This is a genomic window from Achromobacter sp. Root170 (assembly GCF_001428165.1).
GTDB lineage: Bacteria > Pseudomonadota > Gammaproteobacteria > Burkholderiales > Burkholderiaceae_B > Achromobacter > Achromobacter mucicolens.
This window is the reverse complement of the sequence record NZ_LMHN01000012.1, coordinates 617757-640798: the sequence shown is the minus strand read 5'-3', so window position 1 is coordinate 640798 and position 23042 is coordinate 617757. Positions and strand designations below refer to the sequence as shown.

General features: G+C 65.8%; 21 protein-coding genes. 15 read left to right on the top strand and 6 right to left on the bottom strand.

The annotated features are described in order from the left end of the window. Nucleotides 1-73: 73 nt before the first annotated feature. The gene (locus tag ASD87_RS13140) at nucleotides 74-853 is read right to left on the bottom strand and encodes a GntR family transcriptional regulator (RefSeq protein WP_056322083.1); all 780 of its coding nucleotides are present in this window, start codon (nucleotides 851-853) and stop codon (nucleotides 74-76) included. Nucleotides 854-1210: 357 nt separating this feature from the next. Between ASD87_RS13140 and ASD87_RS13135 the strand changes: the two genes are divergently transcribed. The 14 genes from ASD87_RS13135 to ASD87_RS13070 all read left to right on the top strand — a co-directional run bounded on the left by ASD87_RS13135 (nucleotide 1211) and on the right by ASD87_RS13070 (nucleotide 15922). Then, complete coding sequence (locus ASD87_RS13135) at nucleotides 1211-2200, top strand: malate dehydrogenase (protein ID WP_056322080.1); 990 nt, start codon at nucleotides 1211-1213, stop codon at nucleotides 2198-2200. Nucleotides 2201-2411: 211 nt separating this feature from the next. Beyond that, on the top strand, nucleotides 2412-3302 hold the full coding sequence (prpB, locus tag ASD87_RS13130; protein ID WP_056322077.1) for a methylisocitrate lyase: 891 nt from the start codon (nucleotides 2412-2414) through the stop codon (nucleotides 3300-3302). Nucleotides 3303-3392: 90 nt separating this feature from the next. Beyond that, a complete protein-coding gene (gene prpC, locus ASD87_RS13125; RefSeq protein ID WP_056322074.1) occupies nucleotides 3393-4586 on the top strand; it encodes a 2-methylcitrate synthase in 1194 nt (397 codons plus the stop codon). A gap of 73 nt (nucleotides 4587-4659) precedes the next feature. Beyond that, a complete protein-coding gene (locus ASD87_RS13120) occupies nucleotides 4660-6111 on the top strand; it encodes a bifunctional 2-methylcitrate dehydratase/aconitate hydratase (protein ID WP_056322072.1) in 1452 nt (483 codons plus the stop codon). A 127-nt stretch (nucleotides 6112-6238) separates the two neighbouring features. After that, nucleotides 6239-6667 (top strand): CopD family protein, encoded by a 429-nt coding sequence (locus ASD87_RS13115; protein WP_172802131.1) that lies wholly within the window; start codon nucleotides 6239-6241, stop codon nucleotides 6665-6667. A 33-nt stretch (nucleotides 6668-6700) separates the two neighbouring features. Beyond that, entirely contained in the window at nucleotides 6701-8476 is a 1776-nt protein-coding gene (locus ASD87_RS13110; protein ID WP_056322069.1) for a THUMP domain-containing protein, read from the top strand. Between the two features lie 200 nt (nucleotides 8477-8676). Continuing rightward, nucleotides 8677-8865, top strand: coding sequence for a hypothetical protein (locus tag ASD87_RS13105; protein ID WP_008161862.1), 189 nt, complete (start codon nucleotides 8677-8679; stop codon nucleotides 8863-8865). Between the two features lie 269 nt (nucleotides 8866-9134). Then, entirely contained in the window at nucleotides 9135-9656 is a 522-nt protein-coding gene (locus ASD87_RS13100) for an RDD family protein (RefSeq protein ID WP_056322067.1), read from the top strand. 147 nt (nucleotides 9657-9803) lie between these two features. Then, complete coding sequence (locus ASD87_RS13095) at nucleotides 9804-10709, top strand: DUF2167 domain-containing protein (RefSeq protein WP_056322737.1); 906 nt, start codon at nucleotides 9804-9806, stop codon at nucleotides 10707-10709. A 103-nt stretch (nucleotides 10710-10812) separates the two neighbouring features. Then, the gene (locus ASD87_RS13090) at nucleotides 10813-11685 is read left to right on the top strand and encodes a UDP-2,3-diacylglucosamine diphosphatase (RefSeq protein WP_128827694.1); all 873 of its coding nucleotides are present in this window, start codon (nucleotides 10813-10815) and stop codon (nucleotides 11683-11685) included. A gap of 125 nt (nucleotides 11686-11810) precedes the next feature. Further along, complete coding sequence (locus ASD87_RS13085) at nucleotides 11811-13526, top strand: acyl-CoA synthetase (protein WP_056322062.1); 1716 nt, start codon at nucleotides 11811-11813, stop codon at nucleotides 13524-13526. A 1-nt stretch (nucleotide 13527) separates the two neighbouring features. Then, nucleotides 13528-14049, top strand: a complete 522-nt coding sequence (locus ASD87_RS13080; RefSeq protein ID WP_056322060.1) for a gamma carbonic anhydrase family protein — start codon at nucleotides 13528-13530, stop codon at nucleotides 14047-14049. A 96-nt stretch (nucleotides 14050-14145) separates the two neighbouring features. Then, nucleotides 14146-15078 carry an Hsp33 family molecular chaperone HslO gene (gene hslO, locus ASD87_RS13075; protein WP_056322057.1) on the top strand — a complete coding sequence of 311 codons (933 nt, stop codon included), beginning with the start codon at nucleotides 14146-14148 and terminating at the stop codon, nucleotides 15076-15078. Nucleotides 15079-15169: 91 nt separating this feature from the next. Then, complete coding sequence (locus ASD87_RS13070) at nucleotides 15170-15922, top strand: pilus assembly protein TadE (RefSeq protein WP_056322054.1); 753 nt, start codon at nucleotides 15170-15172, stop codon at nucleotides 15920-15922. Nucleotides 15923-15962: 40 nt separating this feature from the next. Here the strand turns inward: ASD87_RS13070 and ftsB are convergent, their stop codons facing one another. The 4 genes from ftsB to ASD87_RS13050 all read right to left on the bottom strand — a co-directional run bounded on the left by ftsB (nucleotide 15963) and on the right by ASD87_RS13050 (nucleotide 19928). After that, nucleotides 15963-16430 (bottom strand): cell division protein FtsB, encoded by a 468-nt coding sequence (gene ftsB / locus ASD87_RS13065; protein WP_056322052.1) that lies wholly within the window; start codon nucleotides 16428-16430, stop codon nucleotides 15963-15965. Between the two features lie 66 nt (nucleotides 16431-16496). Further along, on the bottom strand, nucleotides 16497-17783 hold the full coding sequence (gene eno / locus ASD87_RS13060; protein WP_056322049.1) for a phosphopyruvate hydratase: 1287 nt from the start codon (nucleotides 17781-17783) through the stop codon (nucleotides 16497-16499). Between the two features lie 4 nt (nucleotides 17784-17787). Beyond that, nucleotides 17788-18072, bottom strand: a complete 285-nt coding sequence (locus tag ASD87_RS13055; RefSeq protein ID WP_056322046.1) for a DUF1330 domain-containing protein — start codon at nucleotides 18070-18072, stop codon at nucleotides 17788-17790. Between the two features lie 203 nt (nucleotides 18073-18275). Beyond that, nucleotides 18276-19928: a CTP synthase gene (locus tag ASD87_RS13050; protein ID WP_056322044.1), complete on the bottom strand. Its 1653-nt coding sequence runs from the start codon at nucleotides 19926-19928 to the stop codon at nucleotides 18276-18278. A 222-nt stretch (nucleotides 19929-20150) separates the two neighbouring features. Here ASD87_RS13050 and ASD87_RS13045 point away from each other — a divergent pair, with 222 nt between their 5' ends. Beyond that, nucleotides 20151-21149, top strand: a complete 999-nt coding sequence (locus tag ASD87_RS13045; RefSeq protein ID WP_056322041.1) for a hypothetical protein — start codon at nucleotides 20151-20153, stop codon at nucleotides 21147-21149. Between the two features lie 89 nt (nucleotides 21150-21238). On the opposite strand, the gene ASD87_RS13040 is transcribed toward ASD87_RS13045, so the two are convergent. Then, a complete protein-coding gene (locus ASD87_RS13040) occupies nucleotides 21239-23029 on the bottom strand; it encodes an aminopeptidase P family protein (RefSeq protein ID WP_056322039.1) in 1791 nt (596 codons plus the stop codon). Between the last annotated feature and the right edge of the window lie 13 nt (nucleotides 23030-23042).

Below are 23042 nucleotides of genomic sequence, written 5' to 3'. Positions count from 1 at the left end.
CGCGGCCCTTGCGGGCAAACGCGGTATTTTCGCCCAGAGACGGGTTGGTATCAAATCGTAGGTAAAAAGCTCATCAATTCAGACTATTGCGGTAGTGGTATCGATCGGTCAAGTACAACCCCCGGCGGATTTCCATGGGGCGGTCACCGTACGTGTAAGACACCCGGTCTACCTGCAACAACGGCGTTCCGGCGGCAACATTAAGCAGCGTACAGACTTCGGCCGGCGCGGCGACCGCGCGCAGCTTCTCGTCCGCGCGCACCATGCTGACGCCGAACTCGGATTCAAAAAGGCCATAGAGCGGCGCCTTGTTGGCGGTCAGCAGCTCCAGGGTGAGACCACGGAAGATGGAACCGGGCAGCCAGATGTCGTCCAGCACGGTCGGTGTCTGCCCCATGGACAGCAGGCGGCGGATCATGACGACGGTTTCGCCGGCGCGCAGATCGAGCGCGCGGGCGATCTCGGCGGGCGCGCGCGTGCGGCGGCATTCCAGGATGCGGCTTTCCGCCCGGCCGGCCTCGCCCTCTTCGTCGGGGGCCAGGCGCAGGAAACGGTAGCGCACGCGGGCTTCGTGGTGGGTGGCGACAAAAGTGCCCTTGCCCTGGCGGCGCAGCAGCATGTGCTCGGCCGCCAGCTCATCGACCGCCTTGCGCACCGTGCCCTGGCTCACCTGGAAACGGGCGGCCAGATCGATTTCGCTGGGGATGAGCTCGCCGGGCTTCCATTCGCCGCGTTCGAGGCTTTGAACAAGCAGATCCTTGATCTGGCGGTAGAGCGGACTGAAAGCGGCTCCCTCGCCCGTCGGACGGGCGGCGCGATTGCGTAAGGAGGTTTCGGGCCGAGGCTCTGCCATGGATCTTCTTGAGAGTGTCATGTTTATCCGGATGAATGAGAAGACAACGCCAGGGATGCAAACTCATCCGCATGCGCTGCTGCCGCCGGTCTTCAGGCTTGATGCAGACGCACGGCCGAGCGGGGCCGCGGCGCATTCGAATAAACGCTCTATTGTGGCATATCGGGAGGCGAGCTGTCCAACGTCTTATGTCTTATATAAGATAGAAGAGCGATTGACGCTTACGTTAATTCGATCTAGGATGCAAAGCTGCCCGCGCGACGCGCGGCGGCCCTGCTGGCCGCCTGAATTTCCGCGCCCAACGATTACACTGATTGGTGAGATTTCTTTCTCGCCAAACCATTACGGAGAACGTTCATGTCCAAGCCTGCCTTGCGTGTCGCCGTCACCGGCGCCGCCGGCCAAATCGGTTACGCACTGCTATTCCGCATCGCCTCGGGCGAAATGCTGGGTAAAGATCAACCCGTCATCCTGCAACTGCTGGAAATCCCCGACGAGAAAGCGCAAAAGGCCCTGAAGGGCGTCATCATGGAATTGGATGACTGCGCCTTCCCGCTGCTGCAGGAAGTGACCGCGCACAGCGATCCGCGCACCGCCTTCAAGGACGCCGACGTGGCCCTGCTGGTGGGCGCCCGCCCCCGCGGCCCGGGCATGGAGCGCAAGGACCTGCTGTCCGTCAACGCGCAGATCTTCACGGCGCAGGGCAAGGCCCTGAACGACGTCGCCAGCCGCAACGTCAAGGTGCTGGTCGTGGGCAACCCCGCCAACACCAACGCCTACATCGCCATGAAGTCGGCGCCGGACCTGCCCGCCAAGAACTTCACCGCCATGCTGCGCCTGGACCACAACCGCGCGCTGTCGCAACTGGCCGCCAAGTCGGGCAAGGCCGTGGCCGACATCGAAAATCTGATCGTCTGGGGCAACCACTCGCCCACGATGTACCCCGACTACCGCTTCGCCACCGTCGGCGGCGAATCGCTGTCCAAGCTCATCAACGACGACGCCTGGAACCGCGACACGTTCATCCCCACCGTGGGCAAGCGCGGCGCCGCCATCATCGAAGCCCGTGGCCTGTCCTCGGCCGCTTCGGCCGCCAACGCCGCCATCGACCACGTCCGTGACTGGGTCCTGGGCAGCAACGGCAAGTGGGTCACGATGGGCATCCCGTCGGACGGCTCCTACGGCATCCCCGAAGGCATCATCTACGGCGTGCCGGTCACGACCGAAAACGGCGAATACAAGCGCGTCGAAGGCCTGGAAATCGACGCCTTCTCGCGTGAGCGCCTGGACTTCACGCTGAAAGAGCTCCTCGAAGAGCGCGACGGCGTCAAGGACCTGCTGAAGTAAGCAGCGCGCAGTAAAGGTTTGGGCCCGTTCATGCGGGCCCATTCCTTAGGCGGGTCCGCCACGCGCGGCCCGCCATGCAGGCAGCACCGGGAAATACACCTGTCTCTTTGCCAAGCCGCAAAGGTACGCGCCGCGGGATTGTCGCGCAGGGGACAGATTTATTTTTCGGACCCGCGATAACGTCGTGGGCTACCAAGAACAGGAGACAACCATGTCCAGACCCGACTCGCCCGGCGCCCTCTTTCGCCGCGCGCTCGCCGAAGAAAATCCCCTGCAGATCATCGGCGCCATCAACGCCAACCACGCCCTCTTGGCCAAGCGCGCCGGCTATCGCGCCATCTACCTGTCCGGCGGCGGCGTCGCAGCCGGTTCGCTGGGCCTGCCGGACCTGGGCATCAACACCATGGACGACGTCCTGACCGACGTGCGCCGCATCACCGACGTGTGCGATGTGCCGCTGCTGGTGGACATCGACACCGGCTTCGGCCCGTCGGCGTTCAACATCGCCCGCACGGTCAAGAGCCTGATCAAGTTCGGCGCGGCCGCCTGCCACATCGAGGACCAGGTGGGCGCCAAGCGCTGCGGTCACCGTCCCGGCAAGGAAATCGTCACGACCGAGGAAATGGCCGACCGCGTGAAGGCCGCCGCCGACGCGCGCACCGACAGCGACTTCTACCTGATCGCCCGCACCGACGCGATTGCATCGCACGGCGTGGACGCCGCCATCGAGCGCGCGCTGGCCTGCGTGGAAGCCGGGGCCGACGCGATCTTCGCCGAAGCCGCCTACGACCTGCCCACCTACGACCGCTTCGTGAAGGCCGTCAAGGTGCCCGTGCTGGCCAACATCACCGAATTCGGCAAGACGCCGCTCTTCTCGGTCGAAGAACTGAAGAGCGTCGGCGTGGGCATGGTGCTGTACCCGCTGTCGGCCTTCCGCGCCATGAACAAGGCCGCCGAGGCCGTCTACACCGCGATCCGCCGCGACGGCCACCAGAAGAACGTGGTCGACCTGATGCAGACCCGCGAGGAACTGTACGATCGCATCGGCTATCACGAGTTCGAATCCAGACTGGATGCGCTCTTCCAGAAGGGCAAGGCGTAATCCCGCAACGTCCAGGCGCCGCCGCGGCAACCCCGCGGCGCCGTCCGCCACCCATTGCATCTTCCATCGCGTAAGGAAAGGAGTAGAGACATGAGCACGGCTCCCAAGAAGCAAGAAGCCAAATCGGACGCCAAGCCGGAAGAAAAGGCCGGTTTCAAGCCCAAGAAGTCGGTTGCGCTGTCCGGCGTGGTCGCGGGCAACACCGCCCTGTGCACCGTCGGCCGCAGCGGCAACGACCTGCACTATCGCGGCTACGACATCCTGGACATCGCCGATACCAGCGAGTTCGAGGAAATTGCTCACTTGCTGGTCCATGGCAAGCTGCCCAACAAGGCCGAACTGAAGGCCTACAAGGAAAAGCTGCGCAGCCTGCGCGGCCTGCCCGCGCAGCTGCAGGTCGCCCTGGAAGCCCTGCCCGCCGCCAGCCATCCGATGGACGTGATGCGCACGGCCGTGTCGGTGCTGGGCTGCGTGCTGCCTGAAAAGGACGACCACAACACCCCGGGCGCGCGCGACATCGCCGACCGCCTGATGGCCAACCTGGGCTCGGCCCTGCTCTACTGGTACCACTACAGCCACAACGGCCGCGTCATCGACGTGCAGACGGACGACGACAGCATCGGCGGCCACTTCCTGCACCTGCTGCATGGCGAAAAGCCGAGCGACGAATGGGTCAAGGCGATGCACATTTCGCTGAACCTGTACGCCGAGCACGAATTCAACGCCTCCACGTTCACGGCCCGCGTCATCGCCGGCACGGGTTCGGACATGTTCTCGGCCATCTCGGGCGCCATCGGCGCGCTGCGCGGCCCCAAGCACGGCGGCGCCAACGAAGTGGCGTTCGAAGTGCAGAAGCGCTATGAAACCCCGGACGAAGCCGAGGCCGACATCCGCCGCCGCGTGGAAGCCAAGGAAGTCATCATCGGATTCGGTCACCCGGTCTACACGGTTTCCGATCCGCGCAACAAGGTTATCAAGGACGTCGCCAAGAAGCTGTCCAAGAAGGCCGGCACGACCAAGATGTTCGACATCGCCGAACGCCTGGAAACCGTCATGTGGGACGTCAAGAAGATGTTCCCCAATCTGGACTGGTTCTCGGCCGTCAGCTACCACATGATGGGCGTGCCCACGGCCATGTTCACCCCGCTGTTCGTCATAGCGCGCACCGCGGGCTGGTCGGCCCACATCATCGAGCAGCGCATCGACAACAAGATCATCCGCCCCACCGCCAACTACGTGGGCCCGGAAGACCAGAAGTTCGTGCCCATCGACAAGCGCAAGTAAAGCCAAGCGGAAGTAAAAACGATCGAGGGCGCGGCATGGCCACCTGTATTCACTTTTCCGAAGAGGTACTGCTATGTCTGCCCCGATCTCGAACGTACGTCCCGAGCCCGACCAGGTCCTGGCCGATATCGCGGACTACGTTCTGAATTTTGAAGTCCGCAGCGACCTGGCCTACGAGACGGCACGCAACTGCCTGATCGACACCCTGGGCTGCGGCCTGGAAGCGCTGGAGTATCCAGCATGCCGCAAACTGCTGGGCCCGGTCGTGCCGGGCACCGTGGTGCCCCATGGCGCCAAGGTGCCCGGCACGCAATTCCAGCTCGACCCCGTCCAGGCCGCGTTCAACATCGGCGCCATGATCCGCTGGCTGGACTTCAACGACACGTGGCTCGCGGCCGAATGGGGCCACCCGTCGGACAACCTGGGCGGCATCCTCGCCACGGCCGACTGGCTGTCGCGCACGGCGGTCGCGTCGGGCAAGCCCCCGCTCACGATGCGCGACGTGCTGACCGGCATGATCAAGGCGCACGAGATCCAGGGGTGCATCGCCCTGGAGAATTCCTTCAACAAGGTGGGCCTGGACCACGTCGTGCTGGTCAAGGTGGCCTCCACGGCGGTCGTTGCGCAAATGCTTGGGCTGTCCCGCGACGAAGTCATCAACGCCGTGTCGCTCGCCTGGGTCGACGGCCAGAGCCTGCGCACCTACCGCCACGCCCCCAACACCGGCAGCCGCAAAAGCTGGGCCGCCGGCGATGCCACCAGCCGCGCGGTGCGCCTGGCGCTGATCGCCCGCACCGGCGAAATGGGGTATCCCTCGGTGCTGACCGCCAAGACCTGGGGCTTTTACGACGTGCTCTTCAAGGGCCAGCCGTTCAAGTTCCAGCGGCCCTACGGCAGCTACGTGATGGAAAACGTGCTGTTCAAGATTTCATTTCCAGCCGAATTCCATGCGCAGACCGCCGTCGAATGCGCCATGCAGATTCACGGCCTGCTCAAGTCGCTGGGCAAGACGGCCGACGACATCAAGCAGATCCGGATACGCACGCACGAGGCGTGCATCCGCATCATCGACAAGAAGGGTCCGCTGAACAATCCCGCCGACCGCGACCACTGCATCCAGTACATGGTGGCTGTGCCGCTGCTGTTCGGGCGCCTGACGGCGGGCGACTACGAAGACGAGATCGCGCAGGATCCGCGTATCGACGCGCTGCGCGCCAAGATCGTCTGCGTCGAGGATCCAGCCTTCACCAGCGACTATCACAACCCCGCCAAGCGCTCGATCGCCAATGCGCTGACCGTGCAGTTCAACGATGGCACGGCGCTCGACGAGATCGTCTGCGAATACCCCATCGGCCACAAGCGCCGCCGCGCCGACGGCATCCCGCTGCTGGAAGCCAAGTTCCGCACCAATCTGGCCCGCATATTCCCGCCGCGCCAGCAGCAGCGCATCCTGGACGCATCGCTGGCGCAGGCGACCCTGGAGTCGATGCCGGTCCATGAGTACATGGACCTCTTTGTGATCTAAAGGGTGCCAGCCCCCCGACGCAGCCGCCCAATCTGATGCCGCGCGCAAGCGGGTGTCAGACACCGGCGGCCACGGGTATCGGCCACCGGCGCGCATACAATGCGGCTTTCCTCAATTGGATCGCGCCATGGCCATGCTCTGGGTCAAGACCTTTCACATCGTCTTCATCGCCTCCTGGTTTGCCGGCCTGTTCTATCTGCCGCGCATCTTTGTGAACCTGGCCCAGCAGTCGGATCCCGCCGTGCAGACGACCCTCCTCGGCATGGCGCGCCGGCTGTACCGCTTCACCACCATTCTGGCGGTCGTGGCCATCATTTTCGGGATGTGGCTTTACGTGGGTTACCGTATCGGCGTGGGCCCCGGCAATGGCTGGATGCACGCCAAGCTCTTTTTCGTGCTGCTCGTCATCGGCTACCATCACGCCTGTGGCCTCATGCTGCGCAAATTCGAACAGGGCAAGAACACCCGTTCGCACAAGTTCTATCGCTGGTTCAACGAAGTTCCCGTCTTGCTGCTCTTGGTGGTGGTGGCGCTGGTCGTCGTCAAACCCTTCTGATACCCCTACCTTTGCACATTCGCCAGGATTCGTATGTCCTCTGATGAACAGGACCGCCCGCGCAAGACGCTGACGATCAAGAAAACGGCCCGCGACGCCCAGGCCGAAGGCGCGGGCAAGCGCACCCGCACCGGCGCCCGCGCGCGCCTGGTGGCGCAGATCGAGCGCACCCGCGAAAACACCGAACGCCAGAAGGACCCCGCCGGCTACCAGCGGCGTCAGGAAGAAGAGGCGCGCGGCGCCCGCAAGCCCGCCCGCGGCACGTCCTCGCGCCCCGGCCAGTCTGAACGCGGCCAGTACGACCGCGGTCCCGCCAACCGGGGTCCGTCCGACCGTCCCGCGCCGCGCCGTGGCGCTCCCGACCGCGACCGCGCGGGCGACGCCCGCCGCGATGACGCCCCCAGCCCGCGCGCCGGACGCACGCCGCAGCGCGCGCCGCGCCTGGACGACCAGTACATCGCGCCGGCCACGCCTGCGGGCCGCTTCTACGACCCGTTCGAAGACGACGATCCCGCCCCCGAATTCGCGCCCGAACCCGAACACGCGCACGACGCCGACTTTGCGGGCGAGTCCGATTTCGCTCATGAGCCGGATGTACGAAGCGAGCGCGATGCGCCCCGCGTCGACGTGCGCAGCCGCCGCCCGCGCGAACCGCGCCAGGCGGAAACCTTCACGGTATTCGCGCCCTGCCCGCAAGGCCTGGAAGAAGCGCTGACCGCCGAAATGCAGGCGCTTGGCTATGAAGACGCCAAGGCCGGCCGGGCGGGCTGTTCGTTCACGTCCGACTGGTCGGGCATCCAGCGCGCCAACCTGTATTCGCGGCTGGCGACCCGCATTCTGGTGCAGGTGGCGCATGCCGAGATTTCGCACGAAGACGACATCCTGGATCTGGCCCGCGACACCCCCTGGGAGCGCTGGTTCGGCGCCGAACAGACGCTGCGCGTGGACACGTCGGCCATCAAGAGTCCGGTGCAAAGCCTGCAGTACTGCAATCTGCGCGCCAAGGACGGCATCTGCGACCGCCTGCGCGAGCTCGAAGGCGAGCGCCCCAGCATCGACACGGTGCGCCCGGATGCGCGCGTGCACCTCTTTCTGACGGGCCACACGGCGACGCTGTATCTGGACACGTCCGGCGAATCCCTGTTCAAGCGCGGCTGGCGCCTGGACAAGGGCGAAGCCCCCCTGCGCGAAAACCTGGCGGCGGGCATGCTGGCGCTGGCGGGCTGGGATCCGGCCGCGCCGCTGCTGGACCCCTTCTGCGGCTCCGGCACCATTCTGATCGAAGCGGCCTGGATTGCCCTGGGCGTGCCCCCGGGCATTTCCCGCCCGTTCGGATTCGAGCGCCTGCGCGGCCACGATGCCTACCGCTGGCGCGACCTGAAGGACGACGCCCGCGCCCGCATCCTGCCCCAGCTCGATGCGCCGCTGGTCGGATACGACCTGAACCCCCTGGCCATCGAATACGCCCGCAACAACGCCGAGCGCGCCTGGCTGACGGCCGATTCGATCCGCTTTGAAGTGGGTGATGCGCGCGAGGTGACGGCGCCCGCCGACCACGGCTGGATCGTCACCAACCCGCCCTACGGCGAGCGCATGGGCGCGGAACAGGACGCGGACCTGTGGCGCGACTGGGCCAGTTGCCTGAAGCGCAATTTCGCGGGATGGCAGCTGCATGTCATCACCAGCGACCTGACGCTGCCCAATCAGATGCGCCTCAAGCCCAAGCGGCGCATCCCGCTGCACAACGGGGCGCTCGACTGCCGCCTGTTCGGCTTTGAACTGGTCGCCGCAGGCTACCGCGACGCCTGAGCACGTTGTAAAAGCGCCGCAACATGGCGCGCCTATCTTTGCTTATGGTGCCCCGCCGCGCGGTTTTGGGGCATCATCAGCACCAAGGTGTTGCCAAGTTGCACCAGCCTGCATCGGCCACTTGCATAGTTTCAGGGTAAACCCCTATAATTCGGGTTATCCCTAGTAGCAAACAACTGTGCAAGCCCGTGGAGGCTATAGTGATCAACCCGAACAACACCATTCGCCTGACCGACGAACTCGAGCGTCAACTGATGCTCCAGGCTATCGAAGAACAATTCCGCCCGCATCCGATGCGGGCGTTGGCTGCAGGCCTGCGCAAGCTGGCCCACGGCATCAAGGCCCTGGCTGGCAAGACGAGCGCCAAGAACGCGCATTCCGCTGCCTAAGCAAGGCCTGGGCCGCTGGCCCAACGATTTTCCCCTTGGGGGCTGCATAGCCCCTTTTATAGACCCGCCCTCAACGGCGGGTTTTTTTTCGCGCGCACACCGAAGCGCAGCGAAAGCACTTCACCCCCCTAGGCAAGAAAAGCCGCCCCGCCGCCCGGCCGCCCGAAGGCGGGGCAGCCCCCTCGGGGGGCAGCAAGCATGCATCGCGTGCGCGGCGTGGGGGCATCACCCCCGGCGTGGGGGCAACAATTTATGGATAATACCGGTCCATGAATGACGCCACCCTCGACCAGACTCCGAACCGGCTGCGCCGGTTTGCCTGCATGATGTACGAAGCCGTGCTGCTGTTCGGCGTCGTGTTTCTGGCGGGCTACCTGCTGGACACGCTTACCCAGAGCCGCAACGCGCTGGAATTGCGGGCCGCGCGCCAGGCGTGGCTGTTCGTGGCGATCGGTGCCTATTTCGTGTTGTGCTGGCGACGCCGCGGGCAGACGCTGCCCATGAAGACGTGGAACATCCGGCTGGTGGATCGCCACGGCAACACCCCGTCGACCGGCCTGCTGATCCTGCGCTACATCCTTGCCTGGCCGCTGGTGCTGGCGGGCGCCGCGCTGGTCTGGGCGGCGGCGCTGGCCACGGGATGGCCTTCGGTGGACATGTTCATCGTGGCCGCTCCCTTCGCGATCTTCATCTGGTCCTGGCTGGATCCCGACGGCCAGTTCCTGCACGACCGGATCCTGGGCACGCGCCTGCGCAATGCGCCGCAAGCCAAGGGCAAAAAGGCCAGTTGAACCGCGCCGCCGGTGCGCCGGCATGCGGGCGCCGCCCCGGTTTGATGCGGGCCAAGGCGCAGACCATCTAGCGCCCCCTGTTCAGAAAGATGACAGCCGCACGCCGGGACAATGAGGCCCCAATTAATTTACGGCTTCATCATCACCATGCGCGCATTCCTTTCCCGCCTGTCGCTGGCCTTCGCCAGCGCGCTGTTGTTCCTGCACGCAGGCGCGTCCGCCCAGAACGCCTCGGCCCAGCAGGAGATCGAAGCGGCGTCCAAAGCTGCCTTTGCGGCGGCCCGGCAAGGCCCTGACGACGTAACGCTTGGCGACCAGGCAACCCTGAAGCTGCCCCACAACATGTTTTTCGTGCCCCGCCCGCAAGCCGAGCGGCTGATGCAGGCCTACGGCAACGGCAAGGATCCCTCGCTGCTGGGCGTCGTGATGCCCAAGAGCGACGATGAGGACTGGGTCGTCACCATCAACTTCGACAAGGCGGGCTATATCAAGGACGACGACGCCCGGAACTGGAACGTCGGCGAGTTGCTGGACAGCCTGCGTGAAGGCACCGAGGCGTCCAACGAGGAACGCAAGAAGCGCGGCTTTCCCGAACTGACGGTGGACGGCTGGGTGGAGACGCCCAAGTACGACAGCAACAACCAACGCCTGGTCTGGTCGGTGGCTGCCAAGCACAAGGGCGCGGCCGCGGACGAAGACGGCACGGTCAACTACAACACCTATGCGCTGGGCCGCGACGGCTACATCACGCTGGATCTGATCACCGAAAAGAACAAGGTGCCCACGGACAAGGCCGCGGTGCTGGCCCTGCTGGACAACCTGCATTACGTGCAAGGCAAGCGCTACGCCGATTTCGACGCCTCGAGCGACAAGGTTGCCGAGTACGGTCTGGCGGCCCTCGTGGCGGGCGTGGCCGCCAAGAAGCTCGGGCTGTTCGCGGTGATCGCGGCATTCCTGGCCAAGTTTGCCAAGGTGGGCATCCTGGCCGCGGCCGCGCTGGGCGGCGCGGCCTGGAAGCGTCTGAAGGGCAAGAAGGGCACCGAACAGTCCTGATCCGCCGGACCGGCGGCGCGCGGCCCCTGCCCGCGCGCGCCGTCACAACCGTGTCACGGATCCGTCACGCACACGTCATCGCGAGGTGGTCTCATGCTCAAGCATGACCACTGCCCACAGGGAAGCGACCGTGAACGAAATCCAACCCGCGCATTGGCGCGCCCTCTGGATTTCCGATATTCACCTGGGCACTGCCGGGTGCAAGGCGGAATTCCTGCTCGATTTCCTGGATCACAACGATTCGGACACCCTCTATCTGGTCGGCGACATCGTCGACGGCTGGCAGTTGCGCAAGCACTGGCATTGGCCCCGCGCGCACAACGACGTGATCCAGCGCATCCTGCGCAAGGCCCGCAACGGCACCCGCGTGGTGTTCATCCCCGGCAACCATGACGAGTTCGCCCGGGAGTTCGCGGGTTTCGCCTTCGGCGACATCGAGGTCCTGGACGAGGACGTGCATGTCACGGCCAAGGGGCTGCGGCTGCTCGTGCTGCACGGGGACCAGTTCGACGGCGTCATCCAGCACAGCCGCTGGCTGGCGCACCTGGGCGACGGGCTCTACCAGCTTGCTCTCTGGATCAACCACCACTTCAACCGCCTGCGCCACCGGCTGGGCCTGCATTACTGGTCGCTGTCCCAGTACCTGAAGCACAAGGTCAAGAACGCGGTGTCGTTCATCACCGACTTCGAGGAGGCGTTGGCCGGCGAGGCGCGGCGCCGCGGCCTGGACGGCGTGGTCTGCGGCCATATCCACAAGGCCGAACTGCGCGACGTCGGCGGCATCCTGTATTGCAATGACGGCGACTGGGTGGAAAGCCTTACGGCGCTGGCCGAAACGCACGACGGGCAGCTCCAGCTCCTGGACTGGGCCGTGTTGCAGGCCGAACGCCAGCGCGACCCGGCCAACCGCCCGCCCCGGTCGCTGACCTTGCCGGCCCTGCCGTCCGCCCTGCGCCGCCAAGGCAAATACCCGTGATAACCCTTATGCGTCCCCGTTACGCAACGCGGATATTGCAGTTCAAGCCCCTCTAGGTCATGCTTGCAACTGGTTAGCGGGCGTCATGGCCCGTTCACGCTGCAACATGCTCACAACATAGGGCCATGAACGACCAATATCAGGCGCTCTACCAATCATTCCGCTGGCTGGTGCCCACCCAGTTCAACATCGCGGAAGCGTGCTGCCACCGCTGGGCATCCAGTAGTCCGGATGCGCGGCGCATTGCCATCTACTACGAAGATGAGTCCGGCAACCGCGAGGTCTGGACCTTCGCCCGTCTGGCGGAAGCCGCCAATCAGCTGGCCAACGGCCTGGTGAAAATGGGCGTCGGCCGGGGCGACAGGGTCGGTGTGGTATTGGGACAACGCCCTGAGACCGTGGTCGCCCACATGGCCATCTACAGCGTGGGGGCGGTGGTCCTGCCCCTGTCCGCGCTCTTCGGTCCCGAGGCGCTGCAAAGCCGCCTGTGCGATGCCGAAGCGCGCGTTGCCATCGTCGACCACGCCTCCAGCCCCAATCTGCTGGCCGTCACTGAAAACTGCCCCGCCCTGCAACAGGTCATCGGCATCGGTTTCGCCGACGAACGCGTGCTGCCGTGGCGCAGCCTGCTGGCCCGCCAGCCTAACGAATTCAAGGCCGTCCAGACCCGCTCGTCGGATCCGGCCATCCTGCTCTATACCTCCGGCACCACTGGCGCGCCCAAGGGCGCCCTGCTGCCCCACAGCGTGCTGATCGGCAACCTGCCGGGCTTCGTCGCCTCGCAGGACTGGTTCCCCAAACCCGCGGATGTGTTCTGGTCGCCCGCGGACTGGGCCTGGACCGGCGGCATGATGGACGCGCTGCTGCCCACCCTGTATTTCGGGCATCCCATCGTCGGCACGCGCGGGCGTTTCTCGGTCGAGCGCGCCTTCGAGCTCCTGGAACGCTATCAGGTCACCAACACGTTCCTGTTCCCCACCGCCCTGAAGATGATGATGAAGGCGGTGCCCGAGCCCCGCCAACGCTACCAGCTGGCCCTGCGTTCCATCATGAGCGCCGGGGAAAGCGTGGGTGATACGGTCTTCGAATGGTGCCGCACGGCCCTGGGCGTCACGCCAAACGAGATGTTCGGCCAGACCGAGATGAACTACGTGGTGGGAAACAGCAACAAGCGCTGGCCCGCCAAACCCGGTTCCATGGGCCGCCCGTATCCGGGCCACAACGTGGCGGTGCTGGACAGCGACGGCGTGCCGGTTCCCCCGGGCGGAACCGGCGAAATCGCCGTGAACCGGCTCGACATCCACGGCTTTCCCGACCCGGTGATGTTCCTTGGCTACTGGCGCAACGAGGCGGCCACGCAGGCCAAGTTCAAGGGCGACTGGTGCCTGACGGGCGACCTCGCCACCATCGACGAGGACGGCTACCTCTGGTACGCCGGCCGCGCCGATGACGTGTTCAAGTCGGCCGGATACCGGATCGGCCCGGGCGAGATCGAAAGCTGCCTGATCGGCCATCCGGCCGTGGCCAACGCGGCGGTCGTGCCCAAGCCGGATGCCGAGCGCGGCGCGCTGGTCAAGGCCTACGTGGTGCTGACGCCGGAATTTGCCCAGCGGGACCACGGCGAAATCACCGAAAACCTGCAGGAACACGTGCGCGAGCGCCTGGCGCCGTACGAGTACCCCAAGGAAATCGAATACGTGGACGAACTGCCCATGACCACCACGGGCAAGATTCAGCGGCGCATCCTGCGGCAGCGCGAAGAAGAACGCGCGCAGGCCCACGCGCCCCAAACCGACGCTGGCGTGCCCGTTGCCGCCCCCGCGCGACAAACGGAGACATAGCATGGCCATTTACCAACTCAACGACCTGATCCCCCGCATCGACCCGCAAGCCTACGTGGCCGACAGCGCGGATCTCATCGGCAACGTCACGCTGGAAGCCGGCGTCAGCATCTGGTCGCATGTCTCCATCCGCGCCGACAACGACGCCATCCTGATCCGCGAAGGCACCAACATCCAGGAATCCAGCGTCCTGCACGTCGACGAGGGCTGTCCCATGACCATCGGCCCGAACGTCACGGTCGGTCACCAGGCCATGCTGCACGGCTGCACCATCCATGAAGGCGCGCTGGTCGGCATGCAGGCCATCGTGCTGAACAATGCCGTCATCGGCCGCAACTGCCTGATCGGCGCCGGCGCGATCATCCCCGAAGACCGCGTCATCCCGGACAATTCGCTGGTCATCGGCATCGGCAAGATCGTGCGGGAGCTTTCCGCCGACGAAATTGCCAACATGCACAAGAACACCGCCCATTACGTGGCGCGCGGCCAACAGTACAAGACCGCCCTGAAACGGATCGGCTGACGGCTCCCCCGAGGGCCCCCTCGCCGCCCCCGCAACCGTCCCAACCCCTGCTGCCAGCAGGGGGAATACCTCACCGCGATCGGCTAACATTCCGCTATGACCGATCAGCTCAAGAAATACCTTACCGAAGACCGCAGCGTCCGCGTCCAAGCGGTGCGCCTGTCTGACACGTGGAAGGCCGTGCAGGCCAACCACGACTACCCGCCCGCCATCACCGACCTGTTGGGTGAACTGGTGGCGGCATCCACCCTGCTCGCCGCCAACATCAAGTTCGATGGCTCGCTGGTGCTCCAGATCCAGGGCGATGGCCCCATCGCCCTGCTGGTGGTGGAATGCCGCTCGGACCTGAGCCTGCGCGCCACCGTCAAGATGCGCGAAGGCCACGAGGTGCCCAGCGCCGGCGACATGCAAAGCCTGTTGAACCCCGGCGGCAACGGGCGCTTCATCGTGGTGCTGGACCCGCAGCGCAAGCTGCCCGGCCAGCAGGCCTACCAGGGCATCGTGCCGCTCGAAGGCGACACGGTCGCCGAGGCGCTGCAACACTACATGAAGGCCTCCGAACAGCTCGACACGCGTCTGTGGCTGTCGGCCGACGCCGATCACGCCGCCGGCATGCTGCTGCAACGCCTGCCGCATCACGGCGGCGGAGAAACCGACCGCGCCCTGACCGAACAGGTGGCTGCCGAGACCTGGGAGCGCATCAATGCCCTGGCCGGCACGCTCAAGCGCGACGAAATCCTGGCCACGGACATCGACACGCTGATCCACCGCCTGTTCTGGGAAGAAACGCTCATCGCCTTCGATCCGCAGCCCGTCAGCTGGCACTGTCCGTGCACGCGCGAGCGCGTGGCCAACATGCTGCGTTCGCTGGGCGAAGCCGAGGTCAACAGCATCCTGGAAGAACGTGGACAGGTCGACGTGGCCTGCGACTTCTGCGGCAAGCCCTACAAGTTCGACACCGTCGACTGCGCGGCGCTTTTCTCGGCAAACCAGCCGGCAGCCGGAGACGAACCTCCCACCGTGCATTAATGCCCCCCGGCGGCAAGCCCGCCGGGACGTTTTCGTCACACCGGATTGTCCTCATCGACGGGCGGTCATGGGCGCGCCACACTGCGCAGCTATGACCGCCTTTATTTTTCCTGCCGTGTTTCGCGCCGTCCGCCGACAGCATGGCGCGGCCGCCCTTGAATTTGCCGTGGCGGGCGCCGCGGTGCTGCTGCTGGGTCTGCTGTGCATCGAAGCCGTCCAGTGGCACGGCGCGCGCCAGATGGCCCATCTGGCGCTGACAGAAGCAGCGCGCGCCGGCGCCACGGGCCACGGCGACCCGGCCCGCATGCAAGCAGCCTTTCTGCGCGCGTTGCTGCCGTTGCACGCCCACGCCGAGGGCCCGTCGGGCGCGCGGCGGCGCCTGGACACCGCGATGGCCAATCTGAAGGCGTTGACGGGCGTTGAGCCCTGGCGCATCGAAGTGCTGCTGCCGGACGACCAGTCGTTCCGCGAGCACGGGCACGCGGGCTTGCAGGTGGCCGCCGCGCCCGGCTTGCGCGCCATCGACAACGGCTACCAGGACCTGCAACACGCCCGCCGCCCGCCACGCCCTGGCGGCCAGGACATCTTCCTGGCCAACACGCTCAGGCTGCGTCTGACATATCTGCACAAACCGCTGCTGCCGCCGTTACGGGCGCTGCTGGCGGGGCTGGGCCGGCAGGACGGCAGCTACGCCGGGCACGCGCTGGCCAAGGGCGTGTTGCCGATCGTGGTGGAGCTGGAGCAGGAAATGCACACGCATCCGGTGGACTGGGCGCGCAGGCGCCCCCATCCCGAAGGCGTGGTGTATGGACCGTGCCGCCAGATGCGTTGCGGCCCGGGATAAGCCGGGCCACCGCTGGCAAGGTCAAAAAAACCGCCGGGCATCACTGCCGGGCGGTGGAATTGGAATGGTTGGCGCCGGTGGCGGCGGGCCTGGCTGGCGTTGCCGCCGCGGGCCGGGATGGGGCTGCTGCAGAGGCCGGCCGGGTGGCGGGGGCGTTGGCGCGTGCGGGCGTGCCGGTGGCGGCAGGCTTGGGCGGCGCCTCGGCGGACAGCGAGGCGCCCGCGGGAGGCTGGGTGTTCTGGGGCAGGATATGCACGAACACTTCGCCGTCGCGCATCATGCCCAGTTCACCGCGCGCCCGTTCCTCGATGGCCCCCGATCCGCCTTCCAGATCGCGCACTTCCGCCTCAAGGGCAGCATTGCGCGCGCGCAGGCCTTCGTTGGTCTCGCGCTGCTCAGCCACCTGGCGTTGCAGATCCCAGACCTTGAACCAGCCGCCCTTACCCAGCCACAGCGGGTATTGGATCAGGCCTAGCAGCACGAACAGCACCAGGAACAACAGGCGCATACGCGGGAACCTCAACTGTCGTGGCGTGGATGCGGCCCGGGCAACACGCCTGGGCCGCGCTTTTTATCAACGCAGGTTGTAGAAAGCTTCCAGGCCGGGATACGACGCGACTTCAGCCAGCTCTTCTTCGATGCGCAGCAGCTGGTTGTACTTGGCCATGCGATCCGAGCGCGACAGCGAGCCGGTCTTGATCTGCATGGCGTTGGTCGCCACGGCGATGTCGGCAATGGTCGAGTCTTCGGTTTCGCCCGAGCGGTGCGAGACGACGGCGGTGTAGCCGGCGCGCTTGGCCATTTCGATGGCGGCAAACGTTTCCGTCAGCGTGCCAATCTGGTTGATCTTGATGAGGATCGAGTTGGCCACGCCCTTCTGGATGCCTTCACGCAGGATCTTGGTGTTGGTGACGAACAGGTCGTCGCCCACCAGCTGGACCTTCTTGCCGAGCTGGTCGGTCAGGAGCTTCCAGCCTTCCCAGTCGTTTTCGGCCATGCCGTCTTCGATCGAGATGATCGGGTACTTGTCGCACCACGTGGCCAGGAGGTTCGTGAATTCTTGCGAGGACAGCGAGATGCCGCCTTCGCCGGCCAGCGTGTACTTGCCGTCGCGGTAGAACTCGGAGCTGGCGCAGTCCAGGCCCAGGGCGATCTGCGAGCCCGGCTCGTAGCCGGCTTCGGTGATGGCCTTCAGGATGAGCTGGATGGCGGCTTCATGGCTGGGCACGTTGGGCGCGAAACCGCCCTCGTCGCCCACGGCGGTCGACATGCCCTGGCTGTGGATCAGCTTCTTGAGCATGTGAAAGACTTCGGCGCCCCAACGCAGGGCTTCGCGGAAGCTGCCCGCGCCCACCGGCAGAATCATCAGTTCCTGCAGGTCCAGCGTGTTGTTGGCGTGCGCGCCGCCGTTGATGACGTTCATCATCGGGACGGGCATGCTCATGGGGCCGCTGCCGCCGAAATAGCGGTACAGGGACAGGCCCGACTCGTCGGCGGCGGCGCGGGCCACGGCCATGCTGGCGGCCAGGATGGCGTTGGCGCCCAGGCGCTCCTTGGACTCGGTGCCGTCCAGTTCGATCAGCGTGCGATCGACGAACGTCTGTTCCTGAGCATCCAGGCCCATCAGGGCTTCGGAGATTTCGGTGTTGAGGTTTTCAACGGCGCGCAGCACGCCCTTGCCCAGATAACGGCCCTTGTCGCCGTCGCGCAGCTCGATGGCTTCGCGGGCGCCGGTGGATGCGCCCGACGGCACGGCCGCACGGCCCATGGCGCCGGATTCCAGCAGCACATCGCATTCCACGGTGGGGTTGCCGCGCGAATCCAGAATCTCGCGGCCGATGATGTCGACGATTGCACTCATGACTTTACATTCCCTGAACGATAAACATATTCATGACGGCCGCGCCTTCGCGGGCATTGCGGGCACGGCGGTACTGCCAGGAATCGTAGAACGCCTGCGCCGCGGCCATGGACGGAAATTCCATGACGACGGTGCGGCCGGGTTCACGCCCCTCGAGGTGCTTCGATTCGCCGCCGCGCACCAGGATCTTGGCATCGTACGCGCGCATGGCGAGCGTGGACAGACGCTTGTAGTCCTCGTACTGCGCGGGCTTGGTCACTTTGACGTCGGCGATCAGATAGGCACTCATGGGGTTCCTTCAGAGCAGTTGCGTTGGTTTCGGTCTGACGCCGGATACGGCGCCGCCGCCAGTGTCGCGCAAGGCGCACGGGCGACGCATATCCGATGCTAATCGGTTGTATCCGAAAGAAGCGCCGCCGTATAGGGCGGCGCTGGGGAATCGGCCCGCGGCCCCGAGGATCCGCTTACGGAACTCAGGACCGCGGACACGCATCAGGCCTCCTGGCCGCGGCGAGCCTTCTGCTCGATGGCGGCGCGGATGTAGCTGGAGAACAGCGGGTGGCCGTCGCGCGGGGTGGACGTGAACTCCGGGTGGAACTGAACGCCGACGAACCACGGGTGGTTGGGCAGTTCCATCATTTCGGGCAGGTTCTCGGTCGGCGTGCGGGCGCTGATCACCATGCCGGCTTCTTCGAGGCGCGGCACGTAGACGTTGTTGACCTCGTAGCGATGGCGGTGACGTTCGTTCACCTCGTCGCCATAGATGGCCTGCGCACGGGTGCCGGGCTTGATCGGCACGCGTTGCGCGCCCTTGCGCATGGTGCCGCCCATGTCGGACGACGTGTCGCGCTTCTCGACCTTGCCTTCGCGGTCCATCCACTCGGTGATGAGTGCGACCACCGGGTGCGGCGCGGAGGGATCGAATTCCGTGCTGTTGGCGCCGCCCAGACCGGCGACGTGACGCGCGAATTCGATGACCGCCAGCTGCATGCCCAGGCAGATGCCCAGGTACGGCACGCCGTTTTCGCGGGCGTAGCGGATTGCGGCGATCTTGCCTTCGGTGCCGCGCTTGCCGAAGCCGCCCGGAACCAGAATGGCGTCCAGGTGCTTCAACTGATCGGTGCCGCGGGTTTCGATGTCTTCCGAGTCGATGTACTCGATGTTGATCTTCGAGCGCGTGTGGATGCCGGCGTGAACCAGGGCTTCGGTCAGCGACTTGTACGACTCGGTCAGGTCGACGTACTTGCCGACCATGCCGATGGTGAGCTGGTGCTCGGGGTGTTCCAGCGCCTCGACCAGGTTGTCCCACATGGACAGATCGGCCGGCGGCGGGGTCAGGCCCAGGGCCTCGCAGACGATGTTGTCCACGCCCTGCTTGTGCAGCATGGCCGGGATCTTGTAGATGGAGTCGGCGTCCCAGACGGAAATGACCGCGTCCAGGGGCACGTTGGAGAACAACGAGATCTTGGCGCGCTCGTCGTCCGGAATGCGGCGGTCGGCGCGGCACAGCAGCGCGTTCGGGTAGATGCCGATTTCGCGCAGCTTCTGCACCGAGTGTTGCGTGGGCTTAGTCTTCAGTTCGCCGGCGGAGGCGATGAAGGGCACGAGCGTCAGATGGACGAAGGCCGCGTTGTTGCGGCCCATGCGCAGGCTCATCTGGCGGGCGGCTTCGAGGAACGGCAGCGATTCGATGTCGCCCACCGTGCCGCCGATTTCCACGATGGCGACGTCGGTGTTGCCATTCCAGCCGGCTTCGGCGCCACGGGCGATGAAGTCCTGGATTTCGTTCGTGATGTGCGGAATCACCTGGACGGTCTTGCCCAGGTAGTCGCCACGGCGTTCCTTGCGCAGCACGGATTCGTAGATCTGGCCGGTGGTGAAGTTGTTCACCTTGTGCATGCGAGCGGAAATGAAACGCTCGTAGTGGCCCAGGTCCAGGTCGGTCTCGGCGCCGTCTTCCGTGACGAACACCTCACCATGCTGGAAGGGGCTCATCGTGCCCGGATCGACGTTGATGTAGGGGTCGAGCTTCAGCATGGTTACTTGCAAACCACGCGACTCAAGGATGGCGGCAAGCGACGCGGCGGCGATGCCCTTGCCCAGGGAAGACACCACACCGCCGGTGACAAATACGTATTTGGTCATCGTAATGAGCACCCGGGACGAGCGGGCGCGTGCGGGAAATTTGGATTATAGCCGGGCGACGCGACTTGTTTGGGTTTTCCCCTAGCTCTGTGCGGGTAACAATTGGCTGCACTCGGCAAGTGCATTGCCACAAGCCCCGCGGCGCCCGCATGGTATGGTCGCTCCCTAATTTTGAACCGCTGCCCGTGCGGGCGGCGCCCTCCCATCCCCGCCCCCGCGCCGATGACCGCCCTCTCCCGCCCCGTTCCTTCCCTTGCCTGGCGCATCGCCGTGGCCGCCGTCCTGTTGCGGCTGACGTATATCGCGCTGGTGCAGGCCTACACCTTGCTGAGCCCGACGCCCTACGTGGAGCAACTGCGTGAAAGCTACACGCAGCCGCCGGTGCTGGCCCCGCTGCTGGCCAACATCGTCTCGACCCTGCTCATCGTCGGGCTCGCGGCCTGGGGCGCAACGCGCCAGTGGCTTGCGCGCCGCGATGCGGCAACCGTGGACCAGCCGGGCAGGCTGCTGGCCACGTTCCTGGCTTTGCAGGCGCTCTACACGCTGTGCCTGTCCAGCGGCATGGCCTACGCGCAGCACCTGTTGATGAGCGGCCTGATCAAGGAAGGTTCCTGGCTCCAGACGGCCCTCGGCCTGGATGTGGCCGGACGTTTCATCGTCATGAACCTGGGTATCCGCGTCGTCACGGTGGCGCTGGAGATCGCCGGTATCTGCCTGGCGCTGCGCATCGCCGCCTGGACCACCACCCCGGCCGTCCCGGGCGCCGGCTCAGCGCTGACCCGCCGGCATGCGGCATGGATCAGCGGGCTGACCATCCTGATCTGGCAGTCCAGCGTGTCGATCATGCTGGGCGGCTATCTGCAAATGCAGACGCTGGAAGCGGGCTGGGCCCAGTATGCGCTGGGATATTGGGTGCTGCCCATCGCCCTGCTGGCGCTGACCACGCTCGTTTGCCTGAAGGTGCTGCCGCGCCCGCTGGAACGTTCCGGCATCGGCCGCGCCGTGGCGCTGGGCAGCGTGGCGTTCTGGATCGCCCAGGTGCTGGGCATTGGCCTGGGTATTGCCGTGCTCAAGTCCATGACCTGGGATCAACTGGCCTGGGCCGTCCAATCGCACGCGTCCGCCGCGCTGGCGCTGCTGGCTTACGGCGCGCTGCTGGCGCTGGGTTGCCTGATGGCCACGCGCCTGCTTCACCGCAAGCAAGACGCGCCGGCGCGGTAACCGGCGGCGCGCCGCGCCATGAAAAAAGGCCGTGGCGTCATTGCGCCGCGGCCTTTTTTTGCGCCGGCCCTGCCGGCAATACCGTCAGGTCAGATCGCCGCGCAGCGCAGCGTCAGCCACGCCAGCGCCTCGCCCTCAACCAGCGGCGACAGGCGCTCGAACACCGTCTTGTGATAGTCGTTCAGCCAGTCGATCTCGTCTTCGCGCATCAGCGAGGGCTCGATGCAGCGCGTGTCGATGGGGCACATCGTCAGCGTCTCGAAGCACAGGAATTCACCCAGCTCCGAGGTCAGCCAGCTGCGGTTGGCGACCAGGTTCTCGATGCGCACGCCCCAGCGGCCCGGGCGGTAGATGCCCGGTTCGTTCGAGGTGATCATGCCCGGCTCCATGGCCGTGTGGGGACCCGGCATCGCGCGGTACGAAATGACTTGCGGGCCTTCGTGCACGTTCAGGAAATAGCCCACGCCGTGGCCCGTGCCATGGCCGTATTCCGCGCCGCCTTCCCAGATGGGCGCGCGCGCGATGGCATCGAGCATGGGCGACGGCGTGCCACGCGGGAACGAGGCACGCGACAGCGCGATCATGCCCTTGAGGACCAGCGTGAAATCGACCTTCTGGTCCGCGCTGGGCGTGCCCACCGCCACCACGCGCGTGATGTCCGTGGTGCCGCCCAGATATTGGCCACCCGAGTCGATGAGCAGCAGGCCATCGCCTTCGATCGTGGCGTGCGATTCCGGGGTGGCGCGGTAATGCGGCATGGCGCCGTTGGCGTTGAAGCCCGCGATGGTGGCAAAGCTGGGGCAGACGTACGCAGGACGGCGCGCGCGGGCGGCCGTGATCTGCTCATCGATAGTCAGTTCGGTGATGGTTTCCTTGCCCAGCGCGCCTTCGAACCAGGCGAAGAATTCGCAGAGCGCGGCGCCGTCCTGCGCCATCGCCTGACGCACGTTCGCCAGTTCGGCGTCGGTCTTGCGCGACTTGAGCAGCGTGGACGGATTGATCGCTTCCACGCGCGGCACGGCCGGATCCATGGCGTGGAACACCCCGCAGGTGACGCGGGCCGGATCGATCAGCAGCTTCTGGTCCACTTCCAAGGAGGCCAGCGCATCCGCGGCCTGGGCGTAGTCCGCGACTTCGACGCCGTCGGCGGCCAGGATGGCGCGCAGGCTGTCGTCGATCTTGCCGTCCGCCACAAAGAGCGTGGCGTGGTCCAGGCCGACCAGCGCGTGGCCGACAAAGACCGGGTTGTAGTCCACGTCCGCGCCGCGCAGGTTGAACAGCCAGGCAATATCGTCAAGCGTGGAAATGAAATGCACGTCGGCGCCATGCTTGCGCATGGCGTCGCGAACCTGAGCCAACTTGCCGGCGCGGGTCACGCAGGCGTCGGGCGCGACGTGTTCGTAGATCTTGGCGTCCGGCAGCCCGGCGCGATCGGCCCAGACCTCGTCCAGCAGGTCTTCGCGGATTTCCAGCACGGCGCCAGAGGCGGCTGCGGCAGCGGACAAGGCGCGGAAAGCGCCCAGGCCCAGCACCTGGCCGTCCACCCCGATGACGTCGCCCGTGCCGGTGTTGGCGGCCAGCCAATCGACATGGCCCGGCGTCGTGGCCAGCGCAATCTTCATCAGTTGCACGCCCGTGCCCGCAAGCTGGGCTTCGGCCTGAACCCAGTAGCGGCTGTCCACCCACAGGCCGGCAAAGCTTGGCGTAACCACCAGCGTGCCCACCGACCCCGTGAAGCCCGACAGCCAGCGTCGCCCCTGCCAACGGGCCGGCAGGTATTCGGACAGGTGCGGGTCCGAGGAAGGAACGACGTAGGCAGTCAGACCGCGGCGGGTCATGGCCTGCCGCAATTGGGCAATACGGGCGTCGGTGCTAGACATGGAAGATGGGATC

Bases quoted from the DNA above. Each gene is read 5' to 3' on its own strand.
- prpC (WP_056322074.1), top strand. From the start codon at position 3,393: ATGAGCACGGCTCCCAAGAAGCAAGAAGCCAAATCGGACGCCAAGCCG.
- eno (WP_056322049.1), bottom strand. From the start codon at position 17,783: ATGAGTGCAATCGTCGACATCATCGGCCGCGAGATTCTGGATTCGCGC.
- ASD87_RS13045 (WP_056322041.1), top strand. From the start codon at position 20,151: ATGACCGCCCTCTCCCGCCCCGTTCCTTCCCTTGCCTGGCGCATCGCC.
- ASD87_RS13140 (WP_056322083.1), bottom strand. From the start codon at position 853: ATGGCAGAGCCTCGGCCCGAAACCTCCTTACGCAATCGCGCCGCCCGT.
- ASD87_RS13040 (WP_056322039.1), bottom strand. From the start codon at position 23,029: ATGTCTAGCACCGACGCCCGTATTGCCCAATTGCGGCAGGCCATGACC.
- ASD87_RS13095 (WP_056322737.1), top strand. From the start codon at position 9,804: ATGCGCGCATTCCTTTCCCGCCTGTCGCTGGCCTTCGCCAGCGCGCTG.
- ASD87_RS13055 (WP_056322046.1), bottom strand. From the start codon at position 18,072: ATGAGTGCCTATCTGATCGCCGACGTCAAAGTGACCAAGCCCGCGCAG.
- prpB (WP_056322077.1), top strand. From the start codon at position 2,412: ATGTCCAGACCCGACTCGCCCGGCGCCCTCTTTCGCCGCGCGCTCGCC.
- ftsB (WP_056322052.1), bottom strand. From the start codon at position 16,430: ATGCGCCTGTTGTTCCTGGTGCTGTTCGTGCTGCTAGGCCTGATCCAA.
- ASD87_RS13135 (WP_056322080.1), top strand. From the start codon at position 1,211: ATGTCCAAGCCTGCCTTGCGTGTCGCCGTCACCGGCGCCGCCGGCCAA.
- ASD87_RS13090 (WP_128827694.1), top strand. From the start codon at position 10,813: ATGACCACTGCCCACAGGGAAGCGACCGTGAACGAAATCCAACCCGCG.
- ASD87_RS13050 (WP_056322044.1), bottom strand. From the start codon at position 19,928: ATGACCAAATACGTATTTGTCACCGGCGGTGTGGTGTCTTCCCTGGGC.
- ASD87_RS13085 (WP_056322062.1), top strand. From the start codon at position 11,811: ATGAACGACCAATATCAGGCGCTCTACCAATCATTCCGCTGGCTGGTG.
- ASD87_RS13110 (WP_056322069.1), top strand. From the start codon at position 6,701: ATGTCCTCTGATGAACAGGACCGCCCGCGCAAGACGCTGACGATCAAG.
- ASD87_RS13100 (WP_056322067.1), top strand. From the start codon at position 9,135: ATGAATGACGCCACCCTCGACCAGACTCCGAACCGGCTGCGCCGGTTT.
- ASD87_RS13115 (WP_172802131.1), top strand. From the start codon at position 6,239: ATGGCCATGCTCTGGGTCAAGACCTTTCACATCGTCTTCATCGCCTCC.
- ASD87_RS13120 (WP_056322072.1), top strand. From the start codon at position 4,660: ATGTCTGCCCCGATCTCGAACGTACGTCCCGAGCCCGACCAGGTCCTG.
- ASD87_RS13070 (WP_056322054.1), top strand. From the start codon at position 15,170: ATGACCGCCTTTATTTTTCCTGCCGTGTTTCGCGCCGTCCGCCGACAG.
- hslO (WP_056322057.1), top strand. From the start codon at position 14,146: ATGACCGATCAGCTCAAGAAATACCTTACCGAAGACCGCAGCGTCCGC.
- ASD87_RS13080 (WP_056322060.1), top strand. From the start codon at position 13,528: ATGGCCATTTACCAACTCAACGACCTGATCCCCCGCATCGACCCGCAA.